Origin of the sequence: Streptomyces sp. NPDC002698, assembly GCF_042888945.1 — a bacterium.
Classification (GTDB): Bacteria; Actinomycetota; Actinomycetes; order Streptomycetales; family Streptomycetaceae; genus Streptomyces.
In genome coordinates this window covers 400,566-424,667 of record NZ_JBIAQM010000001.1, presented here as the reverse complement: position 1 = coordinate 424,667, position 24,102 = coordinate 400,566, and the positions used below count along the sequence as shown (strand labels likewise).

20 protein-coding genes and 1 pseudogene are annotated in these 24,102 nt (G+C 64.0%); 12 read left to right on the top strand and 9 right to left on the bottom strand.

The window, feature by feature from the left end; genetic code table 11:
• Window positions 1-11 precede the first annotated feature (11 nt).
• From ACFYW9_RS01865 to ACFYW9_RS01850, 4 genes are all read left to right on the top strand, one after another.
• A complete protein-coding gene (locus tag ACFYW9_RS01865; RefSeq protein ID WP_389143303.1) occupies window positions 12-1,457 on the top strand; it encodes a hypothetical protein in 1,446 nt (481 codons plus the stop codon).
• Window positions 1,454-3,022, top strand: coding sequence for an N-6 DNA methylase (locus ACFYW9_RS01860; RefSeq protein WP_389143300.1), 1,569 nt, complete (start codon window positions 1,454-1,456; stop codon window positions 3,020-3,022). Before ACFYW9_RS01865 ends, ACFYW9_RS01860 begins: the two co-directional genes overlap by 4 nt.
• Window positions 3,023-3,108: 86 nt before the next feature.
• Window positions 3,109-3,618: a hypothetical protein gene (locus ACFYW9_RS01855; protein WP_389143297.1), complete on the top strand. Its 510-nt coding sequence runs from the start codon at window positions 3,109-3,111 to the stop codon at window positions 3,616-3,618.
• Window positions 3,619-3,879: 261 nt separating this feature from the next.
• Window positions 3,880-4,206, top strand: a complete 327-nt coding sequence (locus tag ACFYW9_RS01850) for a hypothetical protein (protein ID WP_389143294.1) — start codon at window positions 3,880-3,882, stop codon at window positions 4,204-4,206.
• Window positions 4,207-4,628: 422 nt separating this feature from the next.
• On the opposite strand, the gene ACFYW9_RS01845 is transcribed toward ACFYW9_RS01850, so the two are convergent.
• From ACFYW9_RS01845 to ACFYW9_RS01835, 3 genes are read right to left on the bottom strand one after another with little or no spacing between them, the layout of a single operon-like run.
• Window positions 4,629-4,958 carry a hypothetical protein gene (locus tag ACFYW9_RS01845; protein WP_389143291.1) on the bottom strand — a complete coding sequence of 110 codons (330 nt, stop codon included), beginning with the start codon at window positions 4,956-4,958 and terminating at the stop codon, window positions 4,629-4,631.
• A gap of 4 nt (window positions 4,959-4,962) precedes the next feature.
• The gene (locus tag ACFYW9_RS01840; protein WP_389143288.1) at window positions 4,963-5,274 is read right to left on the bottom strand and encodes a hypothetical protein; all 312 of its coding nucleotides are present in this window, start codon (window positions 5,272-5,274) and stop codon (window positions 4,963-4,965) included.
• The gene (locus ACFYW9_RS01835; RefSeq protein WP_389143595.1) at window positions 5,264-5,815 is read right to left on the bottom strand and encodes a bifunctional DNA primase/polymerase; all 552 of its coding nucleotides are present in this window, start codon (window positions 5,813-5,815) and stop codon (window positions 5,264-5,266) included. The genes ACFYW9_RS01840 and ACFYW9_RS01835 overlap by 11 nt, the downstream gene beginning before the upstream one ends.
• 287 nt (window positions 5,816-6,102) lie before the next feature.
• Here ACFYW9_RS01835 and ACFYW9_RS01830 point away from each other — a divergent pair.
• Window positions 6,103-6,342, top strand: a pseudogene (locus ACFYW9_RS01830) (hypothetical protein); the annotation flags it as partial.
• Between the two features lie 72 nt (window positions 6,343-6,414).
• Window positions 6,415-7,577, top strand: a protein-coding gene (locus ACFYW9_RS01825; protein WP_389143284.1) for an IS3 family transposase whose coding sequence is annotated in 2 segments (ribosomal slippage) — window positions 6,415-6,699 and window positions 6,702-7,577 — 1,161 coding nt in all. Because the reading frame shifts where the segments join, the coding sequence is not laid out codon by codon here.
• Between the two features lie 694 nt (window positions 7,578-8,271).
• Here the strand turns inward: ACFYW9_RS01825 and ACFYW9_RS01820 are convergent.
• Together ACFYW9_RS01820 and ACFYW9_RS01815 are read right to left on the bottom strand one after the other, a co-directional pair.
• A complete protein-coding gene (locus ACFYW9_RS01820) occupies window positions 8,272-9,327 on the bottom strand; it encodes a reverse transcriptase family protein (protein ID WP_389143592.1) in 1,056 nt (351 codons plus the stop codon).
• A gap of 275 nt (window positions 9,328-9,602) precedes the next feature.
• Entirely contained in the window at window positions 9,603-10,841 is a 1,239-nt protein-coding gene (locus tag ACFYW9_RS01815) for a hypothetical protein (RefSeq protein ID WP_389143281.1), read from the bottom strand.
• 862 nt (window positions 10,842-11,703) lie between these two features.
• Here ACFYW9_RS01815 and ACFYW9_RS01810 point away from each other — a divergent pair.
• From ACFYW9_RS01810 to ACFYW9_RS01800, 3 genes are all read left to right on the top strand, one after another.
• A complete protein-coding gene (locus ACFYW9_RS01810; protein ID WP_389143278.1) occupies window positions 11,704-12,330 on the top strand; it encodes an SHOCT domain-containing protein in 627 nt (208 codons plus the stop codon).
• A gap of 846 nt (window positions 12,331-13,176) precedes the next feature.
• Window positions 13,177-15,555, top strand: coding sequence for an ATP-binding protein (locus tag ACFYW9_RS01805; RefSeq protein WP_389143275.1), 2,379 nt, complete (start codon window positions 13,177-13,179; stop codon window positions 15,553-15,555).
• 4 nt (window positions 15,556-15,559) lie between these two features.
• Window positions 15,560-17,236 (top strand): DEAD/DEAH box helicase family protein, encoded by a 1,677-nt coding sequence (locus ACFYW9_RS01800; RefSeq protein WP_389143272.1) that lies wholly within the window; start codon window positions 15,560-15,562, stop codon window positions 17,234-17,236.
• A 311-nt stretch (window positions 17,237-17,547) separates the two neighbouring features.
• Here ACFYW9_RS01800 and ACFYW9_RS01795 read toward each other — a convergent pair whose 3' ends face one another.
• Entirely contained in the window at window positions 17,548-18,321 is a 774-nt protein-coding gene (locus ACFYW9_RS01795; protein WP_389143589.1) for a very short patch repair endonuclease, read from the bottom strand.
• A gap of 7 nt (window positions 18,322-18,328) precedes the next feature.
• Window positions 18,329-19,702 (bottom strand): DNA cytosine methyltransferase, encoded by a 1,374-nt coding sequence (locus ACFYW9_RS01790; protein ID WP_389143269.1) that lies wholly within the window; start codon window positions 19,700-19,702, stop codon window positions 18,329-18,331.
• 117 nt (window positions 19,703-19,819) lie between these two features.
• Here ACFYW9_RS01790 and ACFYW9_RS01785 point away from each other — a divergent pair, with 117 nt between their 5' ends.
• Window positions 19,820-20,671 carry a GIY-YIG nuclease family protein gene (locus tag ACFYW9_RS01785; protein ID WP_389143266.1) on the top strand — a complete coding sequence of 284 codons (852 nt, stop codon included), beginning with the start codon at window positions 19,820-19,822 and terminating at the stop codon, window positions 20,669-20,671.
• 484 nt (window positions 20,672-21,155) lie between these two features.
• Here the strand turns inward: ACFYW9_RS01785 and ACFYW9_RS01780 are convergent, their stop codons facing one another.
• The gene (locus tag ACFYW9_RS01780) at window positions 21,156-21,491 is read right to left on the bottom strand and encodes a hypothetical protein (RefSeq protein ID WP_389143264.1); all 336 of its coding nucleotides are present in this window, start codon (window positions 21,489-21,491) and stop codon (window positions 21,156-21,158) included.
• Between the two features lie 251 nt (window positions 21,492-21,742).
• On the opposite strand from ACFYW9_RS01780, the gene ACFYW9_RS01775 reads away from it, so the two are divergent.
• Entirely contained in the window at window positions 21,743-21,910 is a 168-nt protein-coding gene (locus tag ACFYW9_RS01775) for a hypothetical protein (protein ID WP_389143262.1), read from the top strand.
• 72 nt (window positions 21,911-21,982) lie between these two features.
• Here ACFYW9_RS01775 and ACFYW9_RS01770 read toward each other — a convergent pair whose 3' ends face one another.
• A complete protein-coding gene (locus ACFYW9_RS01770) occupies window positions 21,983-23,044 on the bottom strand; it encodes a Ku protein (protein ID WP_389143586.1) in 1,062 nt (353 codons plus the stop codon).
• A 122-nt stretch (window positions 23,045-23,166) separates the two neighbouring features.
• Between ACFYW9_RS01770 and ligD the strand changes: the two genes are divergently transcribed.
• The gene (gene ligD, locus ACFYW9_RS01765; RefSeq protein WP_389143260.1) at window positions 23,167-24,048 is read left to right on the top strand and encodes a non-homologous end-joining DNA ligase; all 882 of its coding nucleotides are present in this window, start codon (window positions 23,167-23,169) and stop codon (window positions 24,046-24,048) included.
• Window positions 24,049-24,102: the final 54 nt, after the last annotated feature.

Here is a 24,102-nt window from a genome sequence, read left to right as displayed (position 1 = left end):
CAGAAGTTCTCGTGGCGTCCGACACAGGCAAGTCATTCAAGTGCGAGCTCCGTCCAGCCGCTCCAGACGAGTGGGGCATCGTGAAGGTCAGCGCCATGACGTGGGGTGAATTCCGCCCTGCCGAGAACAAGGCCCTGCTCGACGAAGGACTCGTCAACCCTGACTACGAGATCCAGGCAGGCGACGTCTTGGTGAGCCGCGCGAACACGGTTGAGCATGTCGGCGCTCCAGTGCTCGTCGGTGAGGTGAGGCCGCGATTGCTGCTGAGCGACAAGAGCCTCCGCTTCAAGCTGGGCTCTGCAATCGACCGGAATTGGTTTATTTACTCGCTCCGATCTCCGGCTGTACGCAGGGCAATTGCAGCGAAGGCATCCGGAACGTCGGATTCGATGAGGAACATCTCCCAGCCGGACCTCAAAGCCATCAGGCTCGCCCTGCCACCTGCCGCTGAACAGCACCGCATCGCCGACGCCCTGGAGGAACACCTCGCGCGGCTAGACAAGGTTGAAGCGCGCCTGCAAGCTGCGTCCTCTCACTTCGATGCGCTCTTGCAAGCGGTGCTCGATGGTGTGGCCACAGGAGCATTGGGAGACGTCCAAGCCCAAGTTCCGGCAGAACGCCTCGTCCAGGAAGTAGCTGACGTACGCGGTGGCATTCAGAAGCAGTCTCGACGTGAGCCTGACAAGAATGCCTATCCCTTTCTGCGCGTCGCCAACGTCGGTCGGGGCAAGCTCGACCTTGAAGACGTGCACAAGATCGAGCTCTTCAAGAACGAGATCGATCGGTATCGTCTCGCTGAAGGCGATCTGCTGGTTGTCGAGGGCAATGGCAGCTCGGAGCAAATCGGGCGAGCCGCGACCTGGGACGGCAGCATCGAGGATTGCGTCCACCAGAACCATCTCATCCGCGTACGGCCCGGTCCGGAGCTGCGGCCTGCATACCTGAACTTGGTATGGAACTCACCGACCGTGGCACAGCGTCTGCGCCGCGCAGCGAGTTCGACAAGCGGCCTGAACACACTCAGCACCCGAAAGCTCAAAGAGCTTGTCATTCCCGTTGCTGCGCTACCTGACCAGGACAGCTTGGTAGAGGCCGCAAACCGTGCGTACGCCCGTATCGTCGCCGGCCGTCGCCGGGTGAACAACGGTCTCGCCCACGCCGCCGCCCTCCGCCATGCTCTCCTAGCCGAAGCCTTCGCTGGCCGCCTCGTCCCGCAGGACCCCGAAGACGAGCCCGCCGAGGATCTCCTCAAGCGCATCCGCGCCGAGCGCGAGGCCGCCGACGCAGAGCGGAAAGCAGCACGGTGGGCTGCCGCCCAGGCCAAACGGAAGAGCCAGGCTAAGCCCAAGGTGCCTGCCCCGGCAGACGCCCCGCCACCTCCTGCCCCCACCACAGTCACCGTCACCCCCCTCCCCGAGGGCGAACAGGCCACCCTCCCTTTGGAGTTCAACGCGTGAAGCTGGAAGCCCGCCGTCTCGTCGAGCGGCTCTGGAACTACTGCAACGTTCTGCGCGATGACGGCGTCTCAAGCCTCGAGTACCTGGAGCAGCTCAGCTTCCTGGTGTTCCTCAAGATGGCCGCCGAGATGGAAGAAGCCGATAAGGACCTTCCCCAGGACAAGCGCCGCCGAGTCCTGCCGGACACCGAGAAGTGGCGTAATCGAGGCTGGACTGATCTGCTTGACCGCACCGGCAGCGGCCTGGAAGAGGAGTACACCCAGCTGCTCACCGACCTGGGCAAGCAGGGTGAGGGCGAGAAGACCACCCTGGGCCTCATCTTCTACCGCGCCCGCAACCGGCTCCAGAACCCGGCCAACCTCCGCCGCCTCATCGTCGACCTGATCGACAAGGAGAAGTGGCTCAGCTCCAGCAAGGACATCAAGGGCGACGCCTATGAGGCGCTGATCGCCCGCAGCGCTGAGGACACCAAGGCGGGGGCTGGGCAGTACTTCACGCCGCGTGTGCTCATCGAGTCCATCGTGCGGTGCATGCGCCCCACTCCGGACGACACCATCACCGACCCAGCCTGCGGCACCGGCGGCTTCCTGCTCGCCGCACACGACTACATCGTGCAGACGTGCGGCGATGATATGTCCACGGAGGAGTCCGTCCGATTCGACGAGGGCGCCATCTGGGGTACCGAGCTCGTCCCGGCGACCGCCCGCCTCGCGGCGATGAATCTGCTCCTCCACAAAATCGGCAGGCCCGAGGGTAAGCCCCTCATCCATGTGAAGGACGCCCTCGCCAAGCCTCCCACTCCCGCCGAGCGGGCCTCGATGGTCCTCGCCAACCCGCCGTTCGGCAAGAAGTCCTCGATCGTGATCACCAACGTCGATGGTTCGGTCAGCCGCGAGGACATGTCGTACCACCGCAAGGACTTCTGGGAGACCACCACCAACAAGCAGTTCAACTTCGTCCAACACATCGCGAACCTGCTCACCGACAACGGCCGTGCCGCGGTGATCCTCCCCGACAACGTCCTCTTCGAAGGCGGCCGGGGCACGAGCATCCGCCGCGAACTACTCAAGCGCTACAACCTCCACACCATGCTGCGCCTGCCCGCCGGCATCTTCTACGCGGGCGGCGTCAACGCCAACGTCCTCTTCTTCGACGCTGCCCCGCCCCGCCGCAGCGAAGACGAACCCCCGCACACGCAGCAGCTGTGGGTGTATGACCTGCGCACCGGCAATCGCTTCACGCTGAAGCAGAACCCGCTGCTCCCCGGGCACCTTGAGGACTTCGAGAAGCGTGCGTTCGGCGTCGGCACCGACGACCCGGATGGCGCCATCGAACGCCGCGTACCCGAAGGCCGCCTCCAGGTCTTCGACGGCGCCGAACTCGTAGCTACGAAGGATGTCAATCTCGACATCGGCTTGATCGAGCCGGAAGCCGCGAAGGCCAAATCCCTGACCGAGCTGACGCTGGCGCTTTCTGCCGACCTGCGCGAGGCACTGCTCGAACTTGAACACCTAGCAGCCGACTTGGACGTAGAGCTGCCGCCGCTGATCCGAGGACAGCAGTAGGGGAACGGGCCCGGCCGTGGCGGTCAGGGCCCATTCCCTCACCTCCAGCTACAAGTCGTCGCTCCCGAGATACGAGAGGAGGGCCGATGGCAGGGGAGGCAAAGGCCATCCGCGCCCTGGCACAGCTCGCCGACCACGTGCATTGGGTACGGGAGTGGCCGGACAAACCGGCCTGGCGCGACCGGGTTCGCCGATGGGTACACCCCGAGTCTTACCGGTTCGACCGAAGCGCCACCCCGCCAAGGCCCTGGGTCGACAGACCCGCCGGGCACTACGAGCGGACCGGTTGGCGCATCCGGGCGGCGTACTTCAGATCCGACCTGGCCTTCGAGGTCTCGTACGTGGTCTGCGGTCAGTGTGAGACCGGCTGGGTGGAATCGCCTTATTCCTATGAGGGCTACAAGCGCTGCGGCCTCGCCTCAGCCGCACTCCGGTCGCTGCGCCGTACTTACCCCGAAGTCCAGTGGCACACAGGTGGCGGGCACTTCCGCGAGGCCGAGCCCTTCTGGAGTTCTGTCAGCGCGGGCATTCCCGGCGGCTACACCCAACGGGAAAGGTGTCATCACGTCGATCCGTGGCGGACGCGGCGAGCATGAAGATACGGCACCGGCACACCTGGTCAGGCAACTTGCGGTCATCGTCCGTCTCAGTTTCCGTCTCATTCAGCACCGTTCACGGCCGTTCAGGCGAGCCCAGGACCCGGGTACAGCTCGGGATCAGGTCGCCCATGAACGCAGGTGAACGCCCCTGTACACAGGCCAGCGTGGCACCACCACAGTTGGAAAGCGTGCTGGCGCGGCGGATCTGAGTCGGACACGGCAGTGCGGGTGTCAGACCCCGATGGCAGTCTGTCCGGCATGGAGACACCCATTGCCCCTGACCGCGGGGACGAAGAGCACGCCGTCATCGCGTACTTCCGGCTTGCCCGTGACGGCTTCGGCGAGGCCGACCAGCGCGCGCGGATCTACAGCGCTAAGCGGGTGATGGGGGTAGCAACTGAGAAGGCTGGTGTCGGGGAGGTCGACGGGAACGAGTTCGGAGGCGGCGAAGCCGTCGTGTACTCCTACGGACCCGACGCCGATGCTCTGTTCGAGGTCCTGGAGCCGACTCTGCGCAGTCTGCCGTTCCGGCCGGCACACGTCCTTCTCCGGCGGGGCGACAGCGAGATACGTGTGGATCTGTAGGGGCCTGCCGAGTAGCGCGCAGCGCTGTCGAACGCACCACAAGCGCACCAGATACGTCGGGGAACAGCGGGGAACCACGGTAAGCGCAACGAAGCCCGACCGGACCACATCACAGGCCTTTGCCCAGGTCAGCGCCCAAGCCCGTCCCAAGTAGACGCAGCTTCCCAAGCTGATGGTTTCGTTCGCGATTCCAGACGGCTGCTATTCCTCACCTCGTGTGCTTGTCTGCCGCTTCGTCCGGGCTGCGGCGCTGGGGCGCCGGTCCCGGCCGAGCGGCAGACAAGCAGGCGATGAAGTGCAGCGCGCGCTGCAGAGAACCCCGCACATCAGCCGCCGGGGGAACGGAGACATGCGGGGCCATGCCGGCCAGTCGCGGGAGCTTGCTCGAACCGCGAGCGACCGGGGTCTCTGAAGCGAAGCGGTCAGGCAGCCGACGTGTGCGAGCGAGTACGCCCCGCCTCGTGCGGCAGCGGCTCGGGTTGGGTCGGCATCTCCGCCGCTAGGCCCGACGCGATCACCTCGGCGAGTATCAGAGCCGCTTCGGGCCGGACGATGCCGAGGCTTACCAGGCCGTCGCCCGACACGTTCACGTCGGCGGTGAGGCCGGGGAAGTCCGACTCCAGACCTACGGCGGTCAGTTGAGTGGCCAGAGCATCAGCACTGCGACGGGCCTGTGCCCAGCCGCGGACGTAGGGCACGCCGGGCATCAGGTTCTCGGCGCGCTTGGCGACGACTCCCCGTCGGTCGGTCATGACGTCAGTCCTTTCCTGCATCGTGTTCCGCGGCATCATCGCCGTGATCTTCAAGGTGTTGCGACACTGAGGCCAGGGCTAGACGCAGCAGTTCCGCCAGGCGTTCCGCAGTGGCCGGCGACACCCGTCCCAACTCCACAAAGCCGTGCCCGAAGGCGTTCAAGTCGGCGCGCAGGTAGGGAAAGTCCTTCTCCAGTCCAGCGCGGACCAGAGCGTCGCGGAGAGCGGTCGTGGCATCCCGCGCGGCATACCAATCGTCACTGTTCAGGGGCGACCAGGTGGCAGCGTCGTGCCGCTGTGCCGCGTCACCCCGCATCGGTGGCCGTCCCCTCGAAGGCGCGGAGTGCAAAGGCGGCAGCGGACGAATAGCGCTCGCTGTAGCTGTCCACGCGGGCGAGCAGTTCGGCCGAGGCGATCAGCATCGTCGCCAGGGCGATCGGGCGGAGCGGATTGGCAACGGGCCGCCGGGTGGGAGCCCGAAGCCACTGGTAGCGGTCACCGGTCATGGGCATGGGGCCGGGGACGACGACCACCGAGCCTTGAGTCAGGTAGCGGTATCGCGGCGGAGCTCCCACTTCCCGCGCGAGGTGGTGAGAAAAGGTCTCCTTGCTCCGTGAGCCGAGGAAGAAGCCCACCCGCCGAGCCTTGTGGTCGAGTACCACGGGCCCGAACGGAAGCCCCCGGCGCAGAAGTTGGTCGAAGGTCTCCATGCCGACCCGCTGTTCGACCGTCACCACGTCGAAGAAGCGGCCTGCCGCGAGCGGGTACGGTGCGAGTGGGTCGTCCGCCCAGGTCGCCCGGCAGGCTGCCGGATCATCGGCCGCCGCAGAGAGCCATTCGACGCCCCTGGTGGTCATCCTCTGCACGTCATCTCACCTCGGTCAGTCTCAGTCGCGGCTGCAATGCCGCTCTGCCTCCAGACTCACGTTCACCACCCCGGCTGTGGCAGATGACGAGAGGTGACGGGGGATGACGCGTTGCGCGTGGACGCGTCATCCCCCGTCGTGGCTCAATCTCCCTCGATGTGCCGTTACTTGGGGCGTCAGACCGTGAACCGCGCGTACATTCGGTCGTACGGCATCAGCGTCGTGCGCCCCAGTGGTCGCAGCAGTCCACGCCGCGGGAGGGGACGGTCACGTCTTCAATGGAATCGACCAGCGTTCGCTTACGGCAAGCTCGTACGGATCGCGGGTGGAGCCAGCCGCGGCTGGTACGCGAGCTGCGTCAGGCGGCAACTCGTCGTGGCCATCAGCTTCCGGCGGATGCCAGCGTCAAGCGGCGTATCGCCAGCTGGGAGAACGGTCACAGCGTTCCTGACGACTTCTACGGACCGCTGTTGTGCGAGGCGTACGGCCTCAGCGCGGCCGAGCTCGGGCTGAACCACGAGGGGTCTGCTGCACGATTGGGTGACATCTGATCTGGCTTGCCCTGTGGGGCGGGTGGGAAGGATGTCGCTGTGCCCAAGCCTTATCCGGAAGAGTTCCGCGAGGATGTCGTGCGGGTCGCGAGGAACCGCGGCCCGGGCGTGACGGTGGAGCAGGTGGCCGCCGACTTCGGAGTCCACGCGATGACGCTGTGGAAGTGGATGCGCCGGGCGGACATCGCCGATGGGACAAAGCCTGGGGTGACCAGCCAGGAGAGCGCGGAACTGCGGGAAGCACGTCGGCGGATCAAGCTGCTGGAGCAGGAGAACGAGGTCCTGCGCCGGGCCGCTGCCTATCTGTCGCAGGCGCATCTGCCGGGAAAAGGATCTACCCGCTCGTGAAGGAGCTGGCCGGGGACGGTGTGCCCGTCACGGTGACGTGTCGGGTCCTGAAGCTCGCCAGACAGCCCTACTACCGCTGGCTGGATCGGCCGGTGACCGATGCCGAGTTCGAGCAGGCCGCTCGCGCGAACGCGTTGTTCGACGCTCACCTTGAGGATCCTGAGTTCGGCTACCGCTTCCTGGCCGACGAGGCCCGCAGCATGGGAGCCGGCATGGCGGACCGGACCGCCTGGCGGATCTGCCGGGACAACCGCTGGTGGAGTGTCTTCGGCAAGAAGCTCGGCAGGACCAAGAAGGCCGGCCCGCCGGTCCACGACGACCTCGTCCGCCGTGACTTCACGACGGACGGACCGAACCGGCTGTGGCTCACCGATATCACCGAACACGCCACAGGTGAGGGCAAGTTGTACCTCTGCGCGGTCAAGGACGTCTTCAGCAAGAGAATCTTCGGCTACTCCATCGACGCACGGATGAAGTCCCGCCTGGCCGTCACAGCCCTGAACAACGCCGTTGCCCGCCGGGAGAACGTCGCCGGGTGCGTTCTGCACAGCGATCGTGGGTCGCAGTTCCGGTCACGGAAGTTCGTCCAGACGCTCGGCCAGCACCGGATCACCGGTTCGATAGGGAGGGTCGGGGCGGCAGGCGACAACGCGGCCATGGAGTCGTTCTTCAGTCTGCTGCAGAAGAACGTCCTCGACCGTCGGGCGTGGGCCACCCGCGAGGAACTGCGGATCGCGATCGTGACCTGGATCGAGCGGACCTACCACCGACGCCGCAGACAAGCCTCCCTCGGCCGGCTGACACCCATCGAATTCGAGACCGTTATGACCACACCGGCCTTCCAGGCCGCGTGACCCAACCTGTCACCCAACCCTGCATCAGACCCACGTGCTGGAGGTGGAGGACCGATGAGGCATCACTGCCGTTGGGATCGTGGACGCCGTCGCTCACGAGCCAGTCATCCTCGTCATCGTGGATCACGGTGAGGGCCGGAAACTCCCCAGCCGAGACCGTCCTTTGGATGATCGCAAGCAAGTCATGGGGGAAGATTTCCCCTTTAAACGGCCAGCTCAGCTGAGGTTGCATAGATCCCATGCGGGTGATTCTGCGTACAGCAGCGAGGTACAGCAACTACAGCAGCCGTCTCTGCTCAGCAGTGGGCGCCACGGACTCAGCTTCGGCCGGTATGACCCTGATCGACCGTTCTCTCTAGAGCTACGGATCAGAAAGTAATGGCCTCGCCGTGTATCGCGCCGAAGCCATCACGTCTCCGGACTCCAGCGCTCCGGCCCAACTCCGCGCCAGTCGATCAACGGCACCTGCGCGACCTCGCCGGGGCGATCTCCAGTCCGGCACGGCGAAGGAACTTGGCGACATCGACCACGTTGTGGGCCAGGCCGAGGATCTCGCCATACACGTGTACACGCCGGCCACCCGCCAGCGACGGCGAATGCGCGATCACACGTATCGGGCCGGACATGCCTTCAGAGCACCCCCACTCATGAAGGGGGGCAGATGGCCTGCACGATAGGTGAGGCCGACTTTTGCTCACCAGAGGCGGCGTTCCTGGGCCGTAAGACCCGCAGCATTCATCAGGTGCTCCCACTGGGCAGCCAGTGGCTTCGACCACGCAGGGTCCACACCATGTCCGTACGCAAGCAGCCCGTCGATGTGGTTGACGAACCCTTGCAGGGAGCTGTAGCCGGCGTGCTCGACGTGGGCCCCAAGCCCGAACTTGGCGACACCGCGGACGTGATCTTCGAGTCCCCGTCTCGTGTGCCGCAGTAGTCGGAGTCTCTCGCCGTCCACGAGGAGACCCAAGACGATCTTGCGGGCACCTGGCGGCACAACGCGGGTCTTCTTCCTGTGTAGCCGGAACCGGGCGTCGGACACCGTTGCCGAGATTTCGGAGACGCAGCGTGTAAGCGTGGAGCGGTCGAGGCCCCTCGGAGTAGAGAAGGTCATATCGTCCGCATAGCGTGTGTACGTCATGCGGTACCGGTCGGCGACGGATGAGAGAGCCTCGTCCAGTGGGCGGGCGGCCAGATTGGCAAGGGCGCCACTCGCGGGGCCTCCCTGTGGCAGGTGGCCCAGGGCCGGCGCTCTGTAGGTGGGGATGGCCTGGTACGCACTCCTGAAGTGTGGCCAGGTGATTCCGCCCGGAAGACGGGTACAGACGCGGGCAATTTCGAAGGAGACGAGGCTGTTGTAGCCCACCGCTCGCAGGATCGACTGAACTGCACGCTCGTTGACGGAGTGGTAGAAGTCATGCAGATCGAACTTCAGCAACCACGAGGCACCAAGGTGAAGCTGCGCGCACTGCACAGCAGAGCGTCCCTGCTGGTAGGCGTAGCTCGCCCCGTGGGTCGGTATCTGGCTGAATACGTTGCCCAGGAGCCAGCGTTGTACGTCCATCAAGACGGGCGCTGGGGAAGCGATTGTGCGAAATTTGCCGGGCTCACGCTTGGGGCGGGAGAACTCGGTGTATGGGTCCTGTCGCCGTTGGACGATCTTTCGTAGGTAGAGGTAAGGCGCGCCTGTCTGGTGGGCCAGGTGCCCCAGCGTCAGTACAGGTGTGAGTCCTTGACTTCGGACTCGTTGCATCTGCACCAAAGCCTCGTCGATTACTGAAGAAGTGATGCCATTCCTGCGGCCGAGGCTCCGGTAGTGTGCGGGAGAGTCGATTGGTGGCCTACCTTCGGTGTATCCCGCCCCGGCGGGCTGGTGCGAGTCGCGCGCCAGACTCCCGTCGGAGCACGTGCGCCTCGCACCATCCAGGCGTTCGACAGCTTGTCCACAGCGTGCGGCTCACGACCGCAGCCTGACCTACAAATGCAGATCGTTGACTCGACGATGACCTCGCCGATTGCGCTAGGCCGTTACCAACTCTCCCGCAAGGTGCCAGGGTAGTAAGGCTCCTGACTGCCACGCAAGCGGCTTACGATGACCCGGGGCTTCGCCTTGGCTGCCCGCAGCTCCTTCCATCCTGTGTCGGTAAGCCGCGTTTGAGAGTCCACCAAACCCAGTTTCTGGGCCTGGAGGACGAGGTCTCTGGCCATCGGAACAGAGACCGAAACATCGGTCGCCAGTTGTTCGGGGTGCCTATGGCCCTTCGCGATGTGGCCAAGGACCTCAACAAGGTCCCTGATGCCGCCGCGATAGCGCACGTGCAGCTTGCCCGATCCTGTCAGCTGGACTCGCTCCATGCCACGCAGCCCGAGTTCCGCCTTGCGCTCTGGCCGGTATCCGACGAGGTCACGCATGAGCCCCGGCGGAGCAGTGCGGTGCTCGAAGAACGGTGCCCACTTCCCGTCGGGACGCCGAGTCCGGCCCCTGGATTGGCGCAGGATGGATGGCAGATTGTTCGGAACGGTGTGCTCGAACACGAGCAACCCCTCGCTGCCCGACCAGCCTGCACCGTCTTCGGGCCGCCGTGCGTAGTCTTCGCACAGCCTCCTGATCCTCCTGAGCTCGTCCGGATGCCACTGAGCCGAGGGAAGGTCCATCCCGCGGTGCAGCACCGACACCCCGTCGTACAGCCCACTGGCACGGATGCGCCGCAGTCCGGAGGTTGTTGCGGCGAAGAGGACCAGGTGCAGCCGGACCAACTTCAGGGAGCGCCAGCTGCGGATCGTCGCATTCCGCAGCCAGGCCCGCGCGTACGCCAGAGACTCCTCGCCGGAGCCGGCGTAGTCGGAAACGAACACTAGGCTCCGTGCACGACGCGCGCGAAGAAGATCAATCGTCATGGCGTTGCGCGTCACGACGGAGGTGTCCAGGCTCCGCTGCACGCCGCGGATGATGTTCTGGACGATCAACTCGCTACCGCCACCATCGCCACCAGAAACCTGTGGTGACACGTTGTTGATGAACATCGTGTCCGTTGGCTTGCAGGAGCGGACGCCATACAGTGCCGCCGGTTTCTCCATGCTGGCTTCACCAACTAGGACTGACCCCAGATGTTCCAGAAGCCCCTGCCTGAACGTCGTCTCCGACACGATATGCAGGCTGTCGAGCAATTGCGCAGCCGTCTCAGTGTCCCTGGGGCCGAAATTGGTCAGCCACTCGATCCCCTGATGGGTTTCGCTGGGCCTCGCTGGCTCTCTTACGGCACGCATGTGCACCGCGCCCCCTTGTACCGGATTCCGTATCTGAGCTGGCGTACCCCACCGTAGCGACTGCCTAAGCCTGTGTGGGCGTAGTTCTGGGCGCACGGGAGGTCGTGCCCGCAGGCCGGGAAGTTAGCGTTTCGCTGCTCACGCAAGTCCGCTTTGTCTCAGGCCGTACGCGAATCCGCAGGGCCTCCCCCGCCCACAGAAGTAGGCGAGGACCCCGGGGCGCATCTACTTTGCGGCAGCGTCTGACACGTCGCTCTCGCTCAAGCTTCGGTGAGGCTGCTCAAGGATCCAGGCGAGCCCCCTTCCTGACATCCACCTCTGACATCAACAACGGCAGACAGCAGGAGACCTGGGCAAACCGTGGCGCTTCACCCTGCACGCATCTGAGGTCCATGAGGCCAGGTGGATCGAACTCCTAAAGCGGGTGTCAGACCTACCTGCGACGCCGGAAGTACCAACCGGACCGCCAGCACGACAAGGATGGAGACCACGAAGGCCCTCACCGTGGTTGCCGCGTTGTACGAGCTGTAGACCAGGGCAAGCATGCTCAACAGTCCGCAGCGGGGTACCGGTCGCCGCACAAACAGCAGCGACCGTTACGCGATGACTGCGATGACGACAGACGGCGGTAGCTGCCAACGGTTGCGTCCAAGGAAGTGGTGTAGGGGCTCCCACCTGGTCCGGACGTGAGCCCACGGCCAGAGTCACGGCGCCGACGATGCGGATCTTCGGCTTGCCCCTCTCGTCTTCAAGGAGACTCAGATGTCATACGACGACCCGCCTGAGCCTCTCGCCCCGTCGACGGCCTCTGACTGATCCTCTGGGCTTGATTCGGGTCGAAGTGTTGCTCTACGTTTCGCGAATGGCGATTCTGCAGACGCTGACGAACCAGGGACGCGTAGTGGGCGGCCACTTGGCGAGCGGCAGCGTTCTCTCAGGCCACGGTGGGCTCACGATCCAGCACCCACGCAACCCATTCAAGCGGCACAAGCTCAACGCCGAGACCGTGCTCGAGTGGGAGGCACTCTCGACCAGGGAAGGTGTCGCTGGCGTCATGGGCCAGGCTGCCGCGAAGGCTGCTCTGCCTGGGATGATCGGTAAGGCTGTCGGTGCCGGCATCGGGGCTTCCATGAAATCCGGGCACACCGTCCGCGTGAACTGGGCCGATGGCAATCAGTCCATCATTGAGTTGCCGGAGAAGCTGTTCATGATCTTCTCCGTATTGCTCAAGGGCCAGCAGGTCGTAACTGATACCTCAGCGCAGGCCGAGCCTTCGGAGCTCCTCCCGGCGCAGCCTGGCGTTACCGAGAAGATCTTGGACCTCGCTTCTTCGGTAATTCGGCAAGGCAAGCATGGGGCACCGGCCGAGGCCGCAGCTCAGCCGGATGTTGTCGAGCAGATCGCGAAGCTCGCGTCGCTCCACGACGCCGGCATCCTCACGGACAAGGAGTTCGCGGAGAAGAAAGCTGAGCTGCTCAAACGTCTCTGACACTTGAGGCGGCCAGAACTCGCCACCAGGCGCCTGTCCCCTTCCGCCCCAGGTCAGTCCCTCCTCAGCAGGACCCAGATCACCTCAGCCTCCCAAGCTGAGAGTTATCCCAACACCTCACGTGTGACGCACTGGAGAGCGTTTGCAGAGTGCGCTACATGACAGAGAACGCCCTTGTCGGAGCCCAGAAGCGAGGTCGGCCGGTACAGCGGCTCTCGGTCCTGCCGACACTCCCGGTCAGCTCGACGTCATCCACACTGAGGTCCGCTCCCGCGCCATACGAGCTCTACCTACATCCTGTTAAAGACATGAGGCATGAGGGTTCCTCGACCTGGGCGAGTTATCACCGTTTGAAGCACACGCCGACGATGATGAACCGGCCGGCCAGTCGCCACGGCCGAGGACTCGTCGAACGCATTGAGCGCTGCCGAGAAGGTCACGAGCGCAGTGCGTAAGCGGCGGCTCAAGGAGAGCATCATCCAGGCCGATCACGGTACTTCGTTCGAGCTGGCCAGCCTTGGGACCGATCCCCGATGCGCGCCCCGGCCACGCCATACTGCACACGGCTGAGGCTCCAGCCGCCGATCGGCCGACGTGGAATCCGAGGAATCCGAATCGCAGCGTGCGGCTCCCTGCCGGGGCCCTGCTGAGGCCTGCGGAAAGGTCTACACCCTTGAGTGACGTCGAGATGCAGCACTGACGGCGGAGATCGCCCTAGTCTCACACGGGGCGGGATCGTCGGCTGTGGGCAGGGTGGTGTATTCAAGTACCAGCATCGGTACGAGCCGCCGCACATGGGCGGTGCCGGTATGGGGAGGGGCCGCGTTGAGCGTTCTTGGGGAGCCGGTGGAGCAGATAGATCTGACGCCTTCACCACAGCTGTTGGAGGCACTGGGAGACATCCCATACAAGCCGTGGCAGTGCCTGGCCGAGCTAATCGATAATTCGTTCGATGACTTCCTGTCGGATCCAGACCCGGATCCAAGGGGGACCCGTAGCGTGTCGATTACGCTACCGAAGGCGACCTCCGCCGATCCCCAGGTGACCGTGGTCGACAACGGCCGGGGAATGAGCCTGGAGATGCTGCAGAGCGCGCTGCGTGCGGGCTACAGCGGCAAACGGCGGTATGGCAGCCTCGGCCTGTTCGGGATGGGCTTCAACATAGCCACCGCGCGCCTCGGCAATCTCACCGAGGTACGCACCACGCGAGCGGGTGACGATTCCTGGCTGGTCGTCGAGATCGACCTGCGCCGACTGGCCCGCAACGACAGCTATGCCGCCCCCTTGCGCCGCGAACCGAAGCGTGATGCAACCGTTCACGGAACCGAGGTAACGGTACGTCGCCTACGTGACGACATCGCAGAGGAACTCAAGCGGCCCCAGCGGCATGCCGCCATCCGCAGAGAACTGGGGCGTGTCTATTCCTACCTGTTGCGGGCGGAAGGCTCCGTGCCAGGCCTCCCCGACGGCGCGGCTGCGGGACGTGGGTTCCAACTCAAGGTGAACGACAAGAGCGTCTCTCCACGGCTCCCGTGTGTATGGGATCACACCAGGTCCGTAACCCGCGAGGGCCGCGAGATCCCGGCCGTGCTACCGGTCGACATCGAGCTCACACCCGCGCTGGCTTGCATGGATTGCGGTCACTGGCACCGTGCCGACCTGAACCTCGACCGGTGTGCCGAATGCGAGAGCGAGGACCTGCAGGTCCGCGAACGCCGTATCCGCGGTTGGATCGGCGTGCAGCGCTACCTGGACGAAACGGACTTTGGCATTGACTTCCTGCGCAACGGTCGCAAGATCCGTCTAAACGATCGCAGCCTGTTCTCGTGGGAACACCCCGAGACCGGAGCGCTGGTTCCGGAGTACCCGGTCGACATCCCCGCAACGCAAGGTCGCATCGTCGGCGAAATCCACCTGGACCACGTGCCGGTGGGCTATCAGAAGCTGGATTTCAACCGCGAGAGCCGGGAGTGGCGCACCGCCCTTACACAGCTGCGCGGCGACGGACCAATGAGGGCAAGAAAAGCCAAGGATCTCGGATACGGAGAAAACCAGTCGCCGCTAGGACTGATTTTCAAGGGTTACCAGGAGAACCGTCCTGGAGCCCGGTGCCTGATCCCAGGCAACGGCCAGAAGGCCATCCACGACAGTGCCCGGACATGGGGGAAGAACTTCCATACCGGGATGGCCGAGTACATTTCGGACGAGGTCTGGTTCCGGCACGTCGTGGGGCACGACGAGGAACACGGCAGCGGTACTGGCAAAGCCAGCAAACAACGTCCCTCGGCAAGTGGTCCGGCCACCCCCCTCGGGGCGCGTCTGGGCCTCGGTCCATTGCCACCGACCACCCCAACGGGGGCTGAGAAGGACGATGAGGCACAACCTGATCCAGAACCAGTCGAGACGGAAACGGAAGAGCAGCGCTTCGAACGGTACCGACGCGGCGCGCGCAAACTGCTCGACCTGGTCGGCGAAGTCTCGCTCCCCGGACGCCTGGGACGCCGGCAGGTAACGGTATATGAGACCGCTCACCCCTTGCGAGACGACCGCGACCGCGATGCACCGTCGCTGGCACGCTTGGCTGCCGGGAACAACCTCGAGGTCTACGTCTACGGAGACCACGCCGTCTTTCGCCAGTTCGGACGGGACCCCCGGGACTATGCCCTCATGGAAATGGCGCAGACGCTTCAGGCCACCCAACCGGACGGCCCGAAGGCCACCACGATCGCTGCGGACATCACTCAGCAATTTCCCGGCCAGCGCGTCACCGACTCGGCACTCCGCGACAGAATCGAGACCGTCCTCGACAACGTCCGCCGTCGTATGCGATTGCAGGCGCGGGCCGACGAGCCCGTCGACTGGTGGGCGGCTCTTCCTGACTCCTGCCAGCTGCAAGCGGAGCGTGCTGCAGGACGTGCGGACTCCGCTTTGGATTGGCGTGAGGCAATCAAGACCGGCAAGTTCGTTGACCACCTCGACGCCGCCGGTGTGGCCGCGCTAATCCGAGCGGCACCTGGACGCTTCCTCGACGGCAGTGTCTTCTCAACTACCTGGGCCAGCTGGTCGGATGCCGACACGAAGGAGCGCCAGGTGGCCCAGGTCACCCGGCCGTTCGAGGTCCTGCACGAATTCATGGTCGAGCAGGGACGAAAGTCGCGTCTGGAGTTGTCCTTGGCGCGGATCACGTTGGACATGCTCGACGTGATCGTTACCCGGTTGGAGTAGGTAGGTGAGCATCTCTTTCGTAGAACCGGCGTTCCTGCGCGAAGTCGGCCCGATCGGGTTCACCCGCCAACTGGAACGCCTAGCGCTGCACCTGGGATTCACTAATGTCGTGAACATCGACGGACCTGGCGACCAAGGCGGTGACCTTCTAGCCGAGCGAGAAGGTCGCCGTTGGGTCTTCCAAGCGAAGTGGAAAAAACGGGGTGCACCCGTTCCTCCAGGCGCCATAGAGGAGGTCTTGGACGCCAAAGCCCACTACGGCGCCTCGTACTGTGTTGTCGTCACGAACAGTCGATTCGGTCCGGAGACATACAAACGCCGCGATCGCCTTGCATCAGCCGGAATGCGCGTGGAACTTTGGTCGGGCGTTGACCTGACCGAATTGTACGCGGACCCTTCCTATATGCTCGAACACCTCCCTGAACGCACGCTCCGGGATTACCAGGTGACAGCATTCGAGGAAGTCGTCGGCGATCTAGACGCCTCGGGACGGGCCCTGTTGATCCTGGCCACCGGACTCGGCAAGACCGTCATCGGGGGCGAGGTGATCGCCCGGCACCTGCGCAGCCGACCCGACGACAAAGTTCTGGTCGTCGCTCCCACGAAGGACCTCGTAGAGCAGCTGGAGCGTGCGTTGTGGCACCACCTATCCAAGAACGTGCGCACCCAATTGCTTACCGGCGACCACCGTCCCGACGACCTGCGCGGGGTCACCTGTGCCACCGTCGCTAGCGCGCTCTACTGCGCCCGGGCCGGCTTTCGACCGGGGCTCGTCATGGTCGACGAAGCGCATCATGTCTCCGAGAACGGCCAGTTGGCGGACCTGCTGAACGTTCTCTCCTCAACTGAGCAGTTCGGGGTCACTGCGACCCCGTGGCGAGGGGACCGATTCGACATCCAGGAGCGTTTCGGCGAGCCGAGCTACAGCCTAGGCATCGAAGACGGCATGCGTTTGGGCTATCTCGCGGACGTACGTTATCGATTGTTCGCGGACACGATCGACTGGGACTTCGTACGGGACGCGAGCAAGAACGAATACTCCATCAAAGATCTAAACGCTCGCCTGTTTCTCCCCGAGCGCGACGAAGCGGTGCGCGACCGACTTATCGAGGTATGGAAAGCCACCGAGAAGCCGCGCGCGGTCGTATTCTGCCGCACAATCGAACACGCCGAACGCATGGCAGACCTGTTGAATGAGGTTCCGCAATGGCCGGGAGCACTCGCCGTACACGCTCGTCTTGACCAACGCGAACGCCAGTCGCGCCTGATGCGCTTCCGCAGAGGGCAGGTCCCCATCATCACCGCCGTCGACATCCTCAATGAGGGTGTCGACATCCCAGATGTGAACATATTGTGTTTCGCGCGAGTCACTCATAGTCGTCGCATCTTCGTCCAGCAGCTTGGCCGCGGACTTCGCCTCCGGACGGGGAAGTCTCATGTGGAGGTACTCGATTTCGTAAGTGACATCCGTCGAATCGCCGCCATCCTGAACATCCGCAGCCAGATCGCCGCCGATGAGGTCGAGGTGTTGCGTCTCGCCGAACGCGGCACCACCTTCGAGTTTAGTGACCAACGAGCCGAAAGCCTTATGCGTGAATGGATAAAGGATGCCGCGAGCCTTGAGACGGCACTAGACGAAAGTCGGCTGCAGTTCCCCGACCCAGCGGTCTTCGGAGGCTGAGGCCAGCCACCCCTGGGCACTGGCCTGGACGGAGGCGGCCGCCGTTCCAGACGAATTCAGGCACGGCGGCCGCTTCCAAAGGCTGCTGCCGACAGCGTGCCGGGGAGCTCTTGTTGCCCACGACTTACGTCAGTTTGTCTGTGGGAAAGAGCTTCTCGGCAGGCCCCTCCGCCCGACGACGCGTCATGCGCCCACTCCATCGGCTGTCGACTGAGGCGGAGTCAAGCAGCGTGCGGGACGGCAGCAAACGGTAGGACAGTTGAGGACGGCCTGCGGGTTCGCCGGGTCAGACAAAACAGCTCAGCTAGATTTTACAAGCCCACAAGACCCAGCCGCGCCTTCGCTACAGCAATCGCCACATTTTCTGCAGCCGTGCTGGGGTCATCGTGCTCCCACACACGAAGCACCGTCCAGCCAGCAGAAAGAAGGAGCTCGTTTGTCTCTGTGTCGCGCTCCACATTGCCTTTAATTTTAGTCGACCAGAAATCTGCGTTCTTCTTTGCCGGGCGACTGTGCTTGGGGCACCCATGCCAGAAGCAGCCGTCTACGAAAACTGCAACGCGCTCCCTAGGAAAAACCACGTCTGCACGCCGGCGAATCTCCGGGATAGGGCGTGCGTCTACGCGGTACCGCAGTCCCGAAGCGTGAAGGAGAGAACGCAGCGCTAGCTCGGGACCGGTGTCACGAGCACGGTTGGCTTGCATGTTGGCGCGCACCGCGACAGAGGAGGCCTTTGAATTTTCCGGGAGGGGTTTTTCAACTAGGAACCCTTGCTCCCACGCGCATCGCCATGCTTCCGCTAGGTTGGCTCCGCGCCAATCATGTGCGACCTCGCAGACGTACCGCTCCTGCGTCTCTCCGTCTTTTGACCAGCGCAAGTATGCACGGATTCTTCTCGTCCGGCGATAGAGACGCAAACTGATAGAGGCTCGGGCATAACGATTATCATCGAGCGCCACCCAGCGGCGGTTCCTGCCACCAGCAGCCTTGTCCTGCTCGGCAGTAGGCGCTGCGGCTCCAGCCCGCCGCTTATACGCATGCTCGGGCGGGACCTCTTCCTTCCAGTGCCGACCTGCCGAATCCATAGAAGGGTCACTGCCCTGCATCATCGAGGGTATCTGCTACCGCCCGCGCAAAGTGCTCGCCAAGTAGTACTGGTACGGCGTTTCCGAGCTGGCGCATTTTCTCACCCCGCGGCCCACTGCCTTCCCAGTCATCAGGGAACGTCATGACTCGTGCGGTCTCCCTGACGGTCATGTAGCGATGCTGATAGGTCGCACCATCCCCAGGAACAGAGCCGGGTGCCAAGTCATCGAGAAGGACTACGGATTCGCCGCCAGGAACTCCGTGCACTCCGGCTTTAACAGTCTTTGCCGGACGGTCTAGTTCGTTAGGGGTATGCCCCTTGTAGATCCGCGCATCAGGCCAGCCGACATGATCAGAAACCCCAAGATGGTCGGCCTGATTGGTCTTCTTATCCAACGCCTCGAGGTTGACGTTCGGAAGCGCTGGCAACCTTTCACCAGTACCGTATCCCTGAATTGCGTCTCGAAGGGTTCGCCAGGGAGGAAGATCCTCTTCTCCCAACTTGGGCTGAACACCCTTCGGAATACGCGCCCGAACTCGCTCCCGTACGTGCGGCTCGACGTGGCCATGCCGCGTCCAGTACTCGCTGTTATCGTCGAGCAGCGACAGGTAGAGAGCTTCTTCGGAGTGCTTTCGCGCAGAGTAAATCTCGTAAAATTTCTCAACATCGACGGGAAGATCAGCCCGGAAGGCAACCATCACGACCCGATTACGCACCTGGGGCACACCGAAATCGGCCGCGTTCACAGGGAACACCTTGACTCGGTAGTGCTCCGCATTATCATCTTCGTCGGCAAGATCGACTGTGTCGCCCAGAATACCTTCCAACTTACGGTTGTGATCCTGCCACAGGTCCTTGGATCCACGGGACTCAAACGGCAAGGCAAGTTCGCGCTGAATATAAGTGAAGTAGTCCAGGAAGGAAGGCCTCAGAAGACCCCGCACGTTCTCGCAAATAACAGCCTTCGGACGCATCTCACGAATGGCCTTGAACATGGCGGGGAACATGTTTCGCTTGTCCTCATCCCCCTTCGCCACGCCTCCAGCACTGAAGGGCTGGCATGGCGGCCCGCCGGCCAACACATCCACCTGCCCCTGGAAGGCGCTCAGGTCCAGTTGACTGACGTCCAACGGGAAGAGGGGCGCAGGCTCACCCACGGCCGGCGGTACGGGACTGAACGACTCCGTACGCTTGACCCCGTCAACCCCGAGCGTCCTATTCGCGTTAGCCTCGAGGGTCTCGCACGCCCGCGCGTTGAACTCGTTCAACAGGAGAGGGCGGAAGCCAGCGCGGTGCACCGCCATGGCGAGGCCGCCCCCACCTGCAAACAGTTCAACGCTGGTGCGGGGCTTCTTCACGTCTCCTGGCAGGTCAACCATGGGCGAACCATACCGCGGAGTCGCCGATCCTGAGGAGCGTTCCTCCGAACGAGCTCGCAACGGCCCTTGTCGCGCCCTAGAGTGCCCTTGATCATCTGGCCAGGAGGGGAGACGGGGATGCCGGACACGGCGGGGCACCGCGGGCAGGTCACGAATCATGGTGACTTCAGACTCAGCATCACGCAGGCGCTCGGCGATCAACTAGCTGACGCTCTGGACGATCTGTCCCCTGCACCATTGACAGAGCCCAACTTGGACGAACTGGAAGATCGCCCCGGCGTCTACCAGTTGTATCGAAATGACAAGTTCGTCTATGTCGGCAAGGCGGATAAATCACTACCGACGCGGATCCTTAAGCACCTGCGGAAGGTGTCGGGTCGCCAGGGCATCTCTCTTTCCGAGATGACTTTCACCTGCCTCTACGTGGCCGAAGACTTCTCGGCACTCGCACCCGAAAAACTGCTGATCAAGAATTACAAGAAACGAGGGGAAATCCCTTGGAACAACAACGGCTTCGGCAATAACGATCCGGGTAAGCGCCGGGACGAGACCGTCGTCAAGGAGAATCACTTTGATGCACTTTTTCGCATCGACTTGGGTCGGACGATTCCCAGAATCAAGCCGGGGGCGACTACGCTCGCCAAGCTGTTGGCCCACGTAAGCAAGGAGGCTCCCTACACCTTCCGCTACGAGAAGAAGAAGATGGGAACCGCTTACAAGAAAGAGATACAGGTCCCCGAAACGGATCTGACGATTGCCCAATTGTTCGAGCTTATAGCAATTAACTTGCCGGAAGAGTGGCAGATCACCGTACTTCCGGGCCGGGCCATCATGTATCCCGACAATCGGCGCAACTATCCGAGCGCATGGCGGTACTATCGCGGAGGTCAGGTTCTCGACGTCGAACCGGAAATTGGTGAGGCAGGCGAGATCCCTGAGGAGCCTGACGCAGTAGACGATGAGGACTGACCCAACGCACGCCCGACGGCTTACAGGGTGACTTGGTGGGGCGACCGATGTCGCCCCACCAGACTCGAGCAAGGCAGGCGCTGTGGACTATGCGTGGACTGGCGTAAGCCGAAACAGCAGTCACACTCACCTGACCAGCAAGGATCCGTAAGTGGCATAGGGCCTCCGGAGCCGTGTGCGCAGGTTCGAATCCTGCCGGGGGCACTCGCCACACAGCCAGCCAGAACACCCGCTGAGCTGGGCGGATGCCTAGATGCGAGAGCGGGAGTCAGTCTCACTGACTCCCGCTCTTTCTCGTTCCCTCACTGTTCGCGCACTATCTGCGATACACGCGACACACCTCCGACATGCGAGAGACCCACCGCAGAGATAGGCGCGACCGTGGATCAGACCTGGGCAGAAGAGGTTGCAAGCCCCCAAAGGGCAACAAACAAAGCCGAGCGAGTCATCAGCAGGAGGGCAGGCGCCGGCTTGCTCACCTCGATCAGCACGGAATCCGGGTGACCTCAAATTCTGCCGTATGGCGTCTAAATCCAGGAATGACCGATCCGACGAACTGCAGCATCTCTTCCTGCCCCGCCGGCAAAGCACTGCTGGTGGCGTAGAGAGTTCCGATGCGTCTTCCCTCTGCAACGACGTGCACCTGCACGGAGAACCTGGCCCGTGTAGCTCCGGTGTTCACCGTGGTGGCCACTGATACAGCCTGCCCGTTGTTGACATTGGGAGGCCCCGCTGTCCTCAGCGCCCAGCCTTCACCTCGGATCGTCAACGACTCTTCAAGATCCCGGATTTTCCGTTCACGCCAACTACGCAGGCCCATGCGCAACGGCCTCCCTCTTCCCCGGCTGTTGCCGTCTTCGGGATCATTCAAGCTGGCACCGGACCAGACGACAACAGCGTTCGAAGCGCCTGCGCCAGGTCGCGGACGCCCCTGAACGGTCCGTTTGCGGTAGAGCAGCGGGCTGCACAACCCACTCGACTGCACCCGGCGGTGCCGGTTCGACGGTCCTTCTGGTCGCGGCCCTCGTCGCGAGTGGCCTGTCCGGAGCGCTGAGCCTGATGGTCGTTTCGGTGCACTGGACCGACACGTACGACTTGGAGCACCCGAACGAGGGCTTCCCCCGGCTGCTGGAAGTCCGTAATCACCGGACGCTCAGCTACTGCCTTTCCTGGGCGATCGACCAGGTCGCCTCGCTTCTGCTCGGGTGCGGCGTGCTCGTACATCTGCCGGGGTGGTAGCGGTCGGCTTCGAGGTCCCTCCGAACGTGGTCAGAGGCCCCTCCGAACGTGGTGAGGGGTCACCGCTTGTCCTCACGCCGTCGCCCGTTTGCGTGGGGTCGACTTCTTCGTGGCGGTCTTCTTCGTGGCGGTCTTCTTGGCCGCCGTCCGGGAGGAGGCGGCCGTCCCGGCGGCCGACTTCGTCTTCGTCGTCCGGCTTTCCGTCGTCCGGTTCTCCGATGTCCGCTTTCCCGCCGTGGGCTTCTTTCCCGCCTTCGACTTTCTCGGCGTGGTCTTCTTCGCCGTCGACGTCGACTTCTTTCCGCCGACCTCCTTGGGTGCCGTACGGGCCGACCCGCGGGCCCGTGTCCTGCCGCTCGGCAGCTCGGTGACCTCGGCGTCCTCACCGGTCCCGGTGATCTTCTCGGACTCGTCGCCCCGCGACCCCCTGGCCGCGCGCACGCTCTTCTCCAGGGCCGCCATCAGGTCGAGCACCTTGCCGCCGGCCTCCTCCCCGGACGGGGCGGCAGGCGCTTCGTGGCCCTCGGCCTTGGCGGTGACGAGTTCCTCCACGGCCTCGCGGTAGTCGTCGTGCAGGTCTTCCAGGTCGACCTCGCCGAGGGTGTCCATCAGGGCGTCGGCCAGGTCGAGTTCCTTGTCGCGGACCGTGATGGCCGTGTCCGGGGCGACCTCGTCGGTGGCGCGGATCTCGTCCGGCCAGAGCAGGCCGTGCATGGCGATGACGTCGTCGACGACGCGCAGCATGCCGAGCCGCTCCCGCCCGCGCAGCGCGAACTTCGCCACGGCGACCTTCTGGCTGCGTTTGAGGGTCTCGCGCAGCAGGATGTACGGCTTGGCGGCGGGGACGCCGTTCGCGGCCAGGTAGTACGCCGTGTCCATCTGGAGCGGGTCGATGCGGTCCGCGGGGACGAAGGCCACGATCTCGATCGTCCGGGTGGTCGGGATGGGCAGCGAGGCCAGGTCCTCGTCCGTGATCGGGATCAGGGTTCCGTCCACGTCCTCGTAGGCCTTGCCGATCTCCGCGGTCGAGACCTCGCTGCCCTCCAGCTCGCACACCTTGCGGTAGCGGATGCGGCCGCCGTCGTCGAGGTGGATCTGGCGGAAGGAGATCGCGTGGCTCTCGGTGGCGTTCATGACCTTGATGGGGATGCTCACCAGGCCGAAGGAAATGGCGCCGTTTCAGATGGATCGCACGTTCAGCACCCTTCAGGTCACTTTGAGCAAGGTTTGTGCCTGTTTCATGGGATTGTCATCGTATGGCGCCGATCGCGGAGGCGGAGGGCAGGAGGCTCGCGCTCACCAATCTCGACAAGGTCCTCCACCCGGCCACCGGATTCACCAAGGGCGAGGTTCTGCACTACTACGCCACGGTGGCGGAGGTGCTCCTCCCCCATCTGCGGGACCGGCCGGTCTCCTTCCTGCGCTATCCCGACGGACCCGACGGGCAGGTGTTCTTCACCAAGAACGTTCCGCCGGGTACACCCGCCTGGATCACCACGGCCGAGGTGCCGCGCGCGGAGGGGCCCGCGCGCATGATCCTCATCCAGAATCTGGCCTCGCTCATGTGGGCGGCGAACCTCGTGACGGAGTTCCACACGCCGCAGTGGACGATCGGCGCGCCCGGGATCGCCGACCGGATCGTCTTCGACCTCGATCCGGGCGCGCCCGCCACGGTCGTGGCGTGCTGCGAGGTGGCGCTATGGCTGCGCGAGCGGCTGGCCGCCGACGGGATCGAGGCGTACGCGAAGTCGTCCGGGTCGAAGGGGCTCCATCTGCTGGCCTCCGTCGCGCCGACGCCGTCCGTCGACGTCAGCGCGTACGCGAAGGAGCTGGCCGTGGAGGCGGAGAAGGCGCTGCCCCGGCGGGTCGTGCACCGGATGACACGGAACCTGCGTCCGGGAAAAGTGTTCGTCGACTGGAGTCAGAACGCTAGCCGCAAGACGACCGCAACTCCCTACACGCTACGGGCCCGGGCGGAGCCGACGGTGTCCGCACCCGTGACCTGGGAGGAGGTCGAGGAATGCGGGTCGTCGGCTCAACTCGCCTTCCAGGCAACGGACATACCGCCCCGTGTACAGGACTTCGGCGATCTCCTGGCCCCGCTGTTCGCCCCGGATCGCGCCGGGCGGCTGCCATGAGGGCTGAAGCGTGCCGGGTGGCTGCCATGAACGCTGGGGCGTGCGGGCGGCTGC

Excerpts from the sequence above, each read along its gene's own strand:
- ACFYW9_RS01855 (WP_389143297.1), top strand. The coding sequence starts at position 3,109 with ATGGCAGGGGAGGCAAAGGCCATCCGCGCCCTGGCACAGCTCGCCGAC.
- ACFYW9_RS01850 (WP_389143294.1), top strand. The coding sequence starts at position 3,880 with ATGGAGACACCCATTGCCCCTGACCGCGGGGACGAAGAGCACGCCGTC.
- ACFYW9_RS01845 (WP_389143291.1), bottom strand. The coding sequence starts at position 4,958 with ATGACCGACCGACGGGGAGTCGTCGCCAAGCGCGCCGAGAACCTGATG.
- ACFYW9_RS01840 (WP_389143288.1), bottom strand. The coding sequence starts at position 5,274 with ATGCGGGGTGACGCGGCACAGCGGCACGACGCTGCCACCTGGTCGCCC.
- ACFYW9_RS01835 (WP_389143595.1), bottom strand. The coding sequence starts at position 5,815 with ATGACCACCAGGGGCGTCGAATGGCTCTCTGCGGCGGCCGATGATCCG.
- ACFYW9_RS01820 (WP_389143592.1), bottom strand. The coding sequence starts at position 9,327 with ATGCAACGAGTCCGAAGTCAAGGACTCACACCTGTACTGACGCTGGGG.
- ACFYW9_RS01815 (WP_389143281.1), bottom strand. The coding sequence starts at position 10,841 with ATGCGTGCCGTAAGAGAGCCAGCGAGGCCCAGCGAAACCCATCAGGGG.
- ACFYW9_RS01810 (WP_389143278.1), top strand. The coding sequence starts at position 11,704 with ATGGCGATTCTGCAGACGCTGACGAACCAGGGACGCGTAGTGGGCGGC.
- ACFYW9_RS01795 (WP_389143589.1), bottom strand. The coding sequence starts at position 18,321 with ATGGATTCGGCAGGTCGGCACTGGAAGGAAGAGGTCCCGCCCGAGCAT.
- ACFYW9_RS01790 (WP_389143269.1), bottom strand. The coding sequence starts at position 19,702 with ATGGTTGACCTGCCAGGAGACGTGAAGAAGCCCCGCACCAGCGTTGAA.
- ACFYW9_RS01785 (WP_389143266.1), top strand. The coding sequence starts at position 19,820 with ATGCCGGACACGGCGGGGCACCGCGGGCAGGTCACGAATCATGGTGAC.
- ACFYW9_RS01780 (WP_389143264.1), bottom strand. The coding sequence starts at position 21,491 with ATGGGCCTGCGTAGTTGGCGTGAACGGAAAATCCGGGATCTTGAAGAG.
- ACFYW9_RS01770 (WP_389143586.1), bottom strand. The coding sequence starts at position 23,044 with ATGAACGCCACCGAGAGCCACGCGATCTCCTTCCGCCAGATCCACCTC.
- ligD (WP_389143260.1), top strand. The coding sequence starts at position 23,167 with ATGGCGCCGATCGCGGAGGCGGAGGGCAGGAGGCTCGCGCTCACCAAT.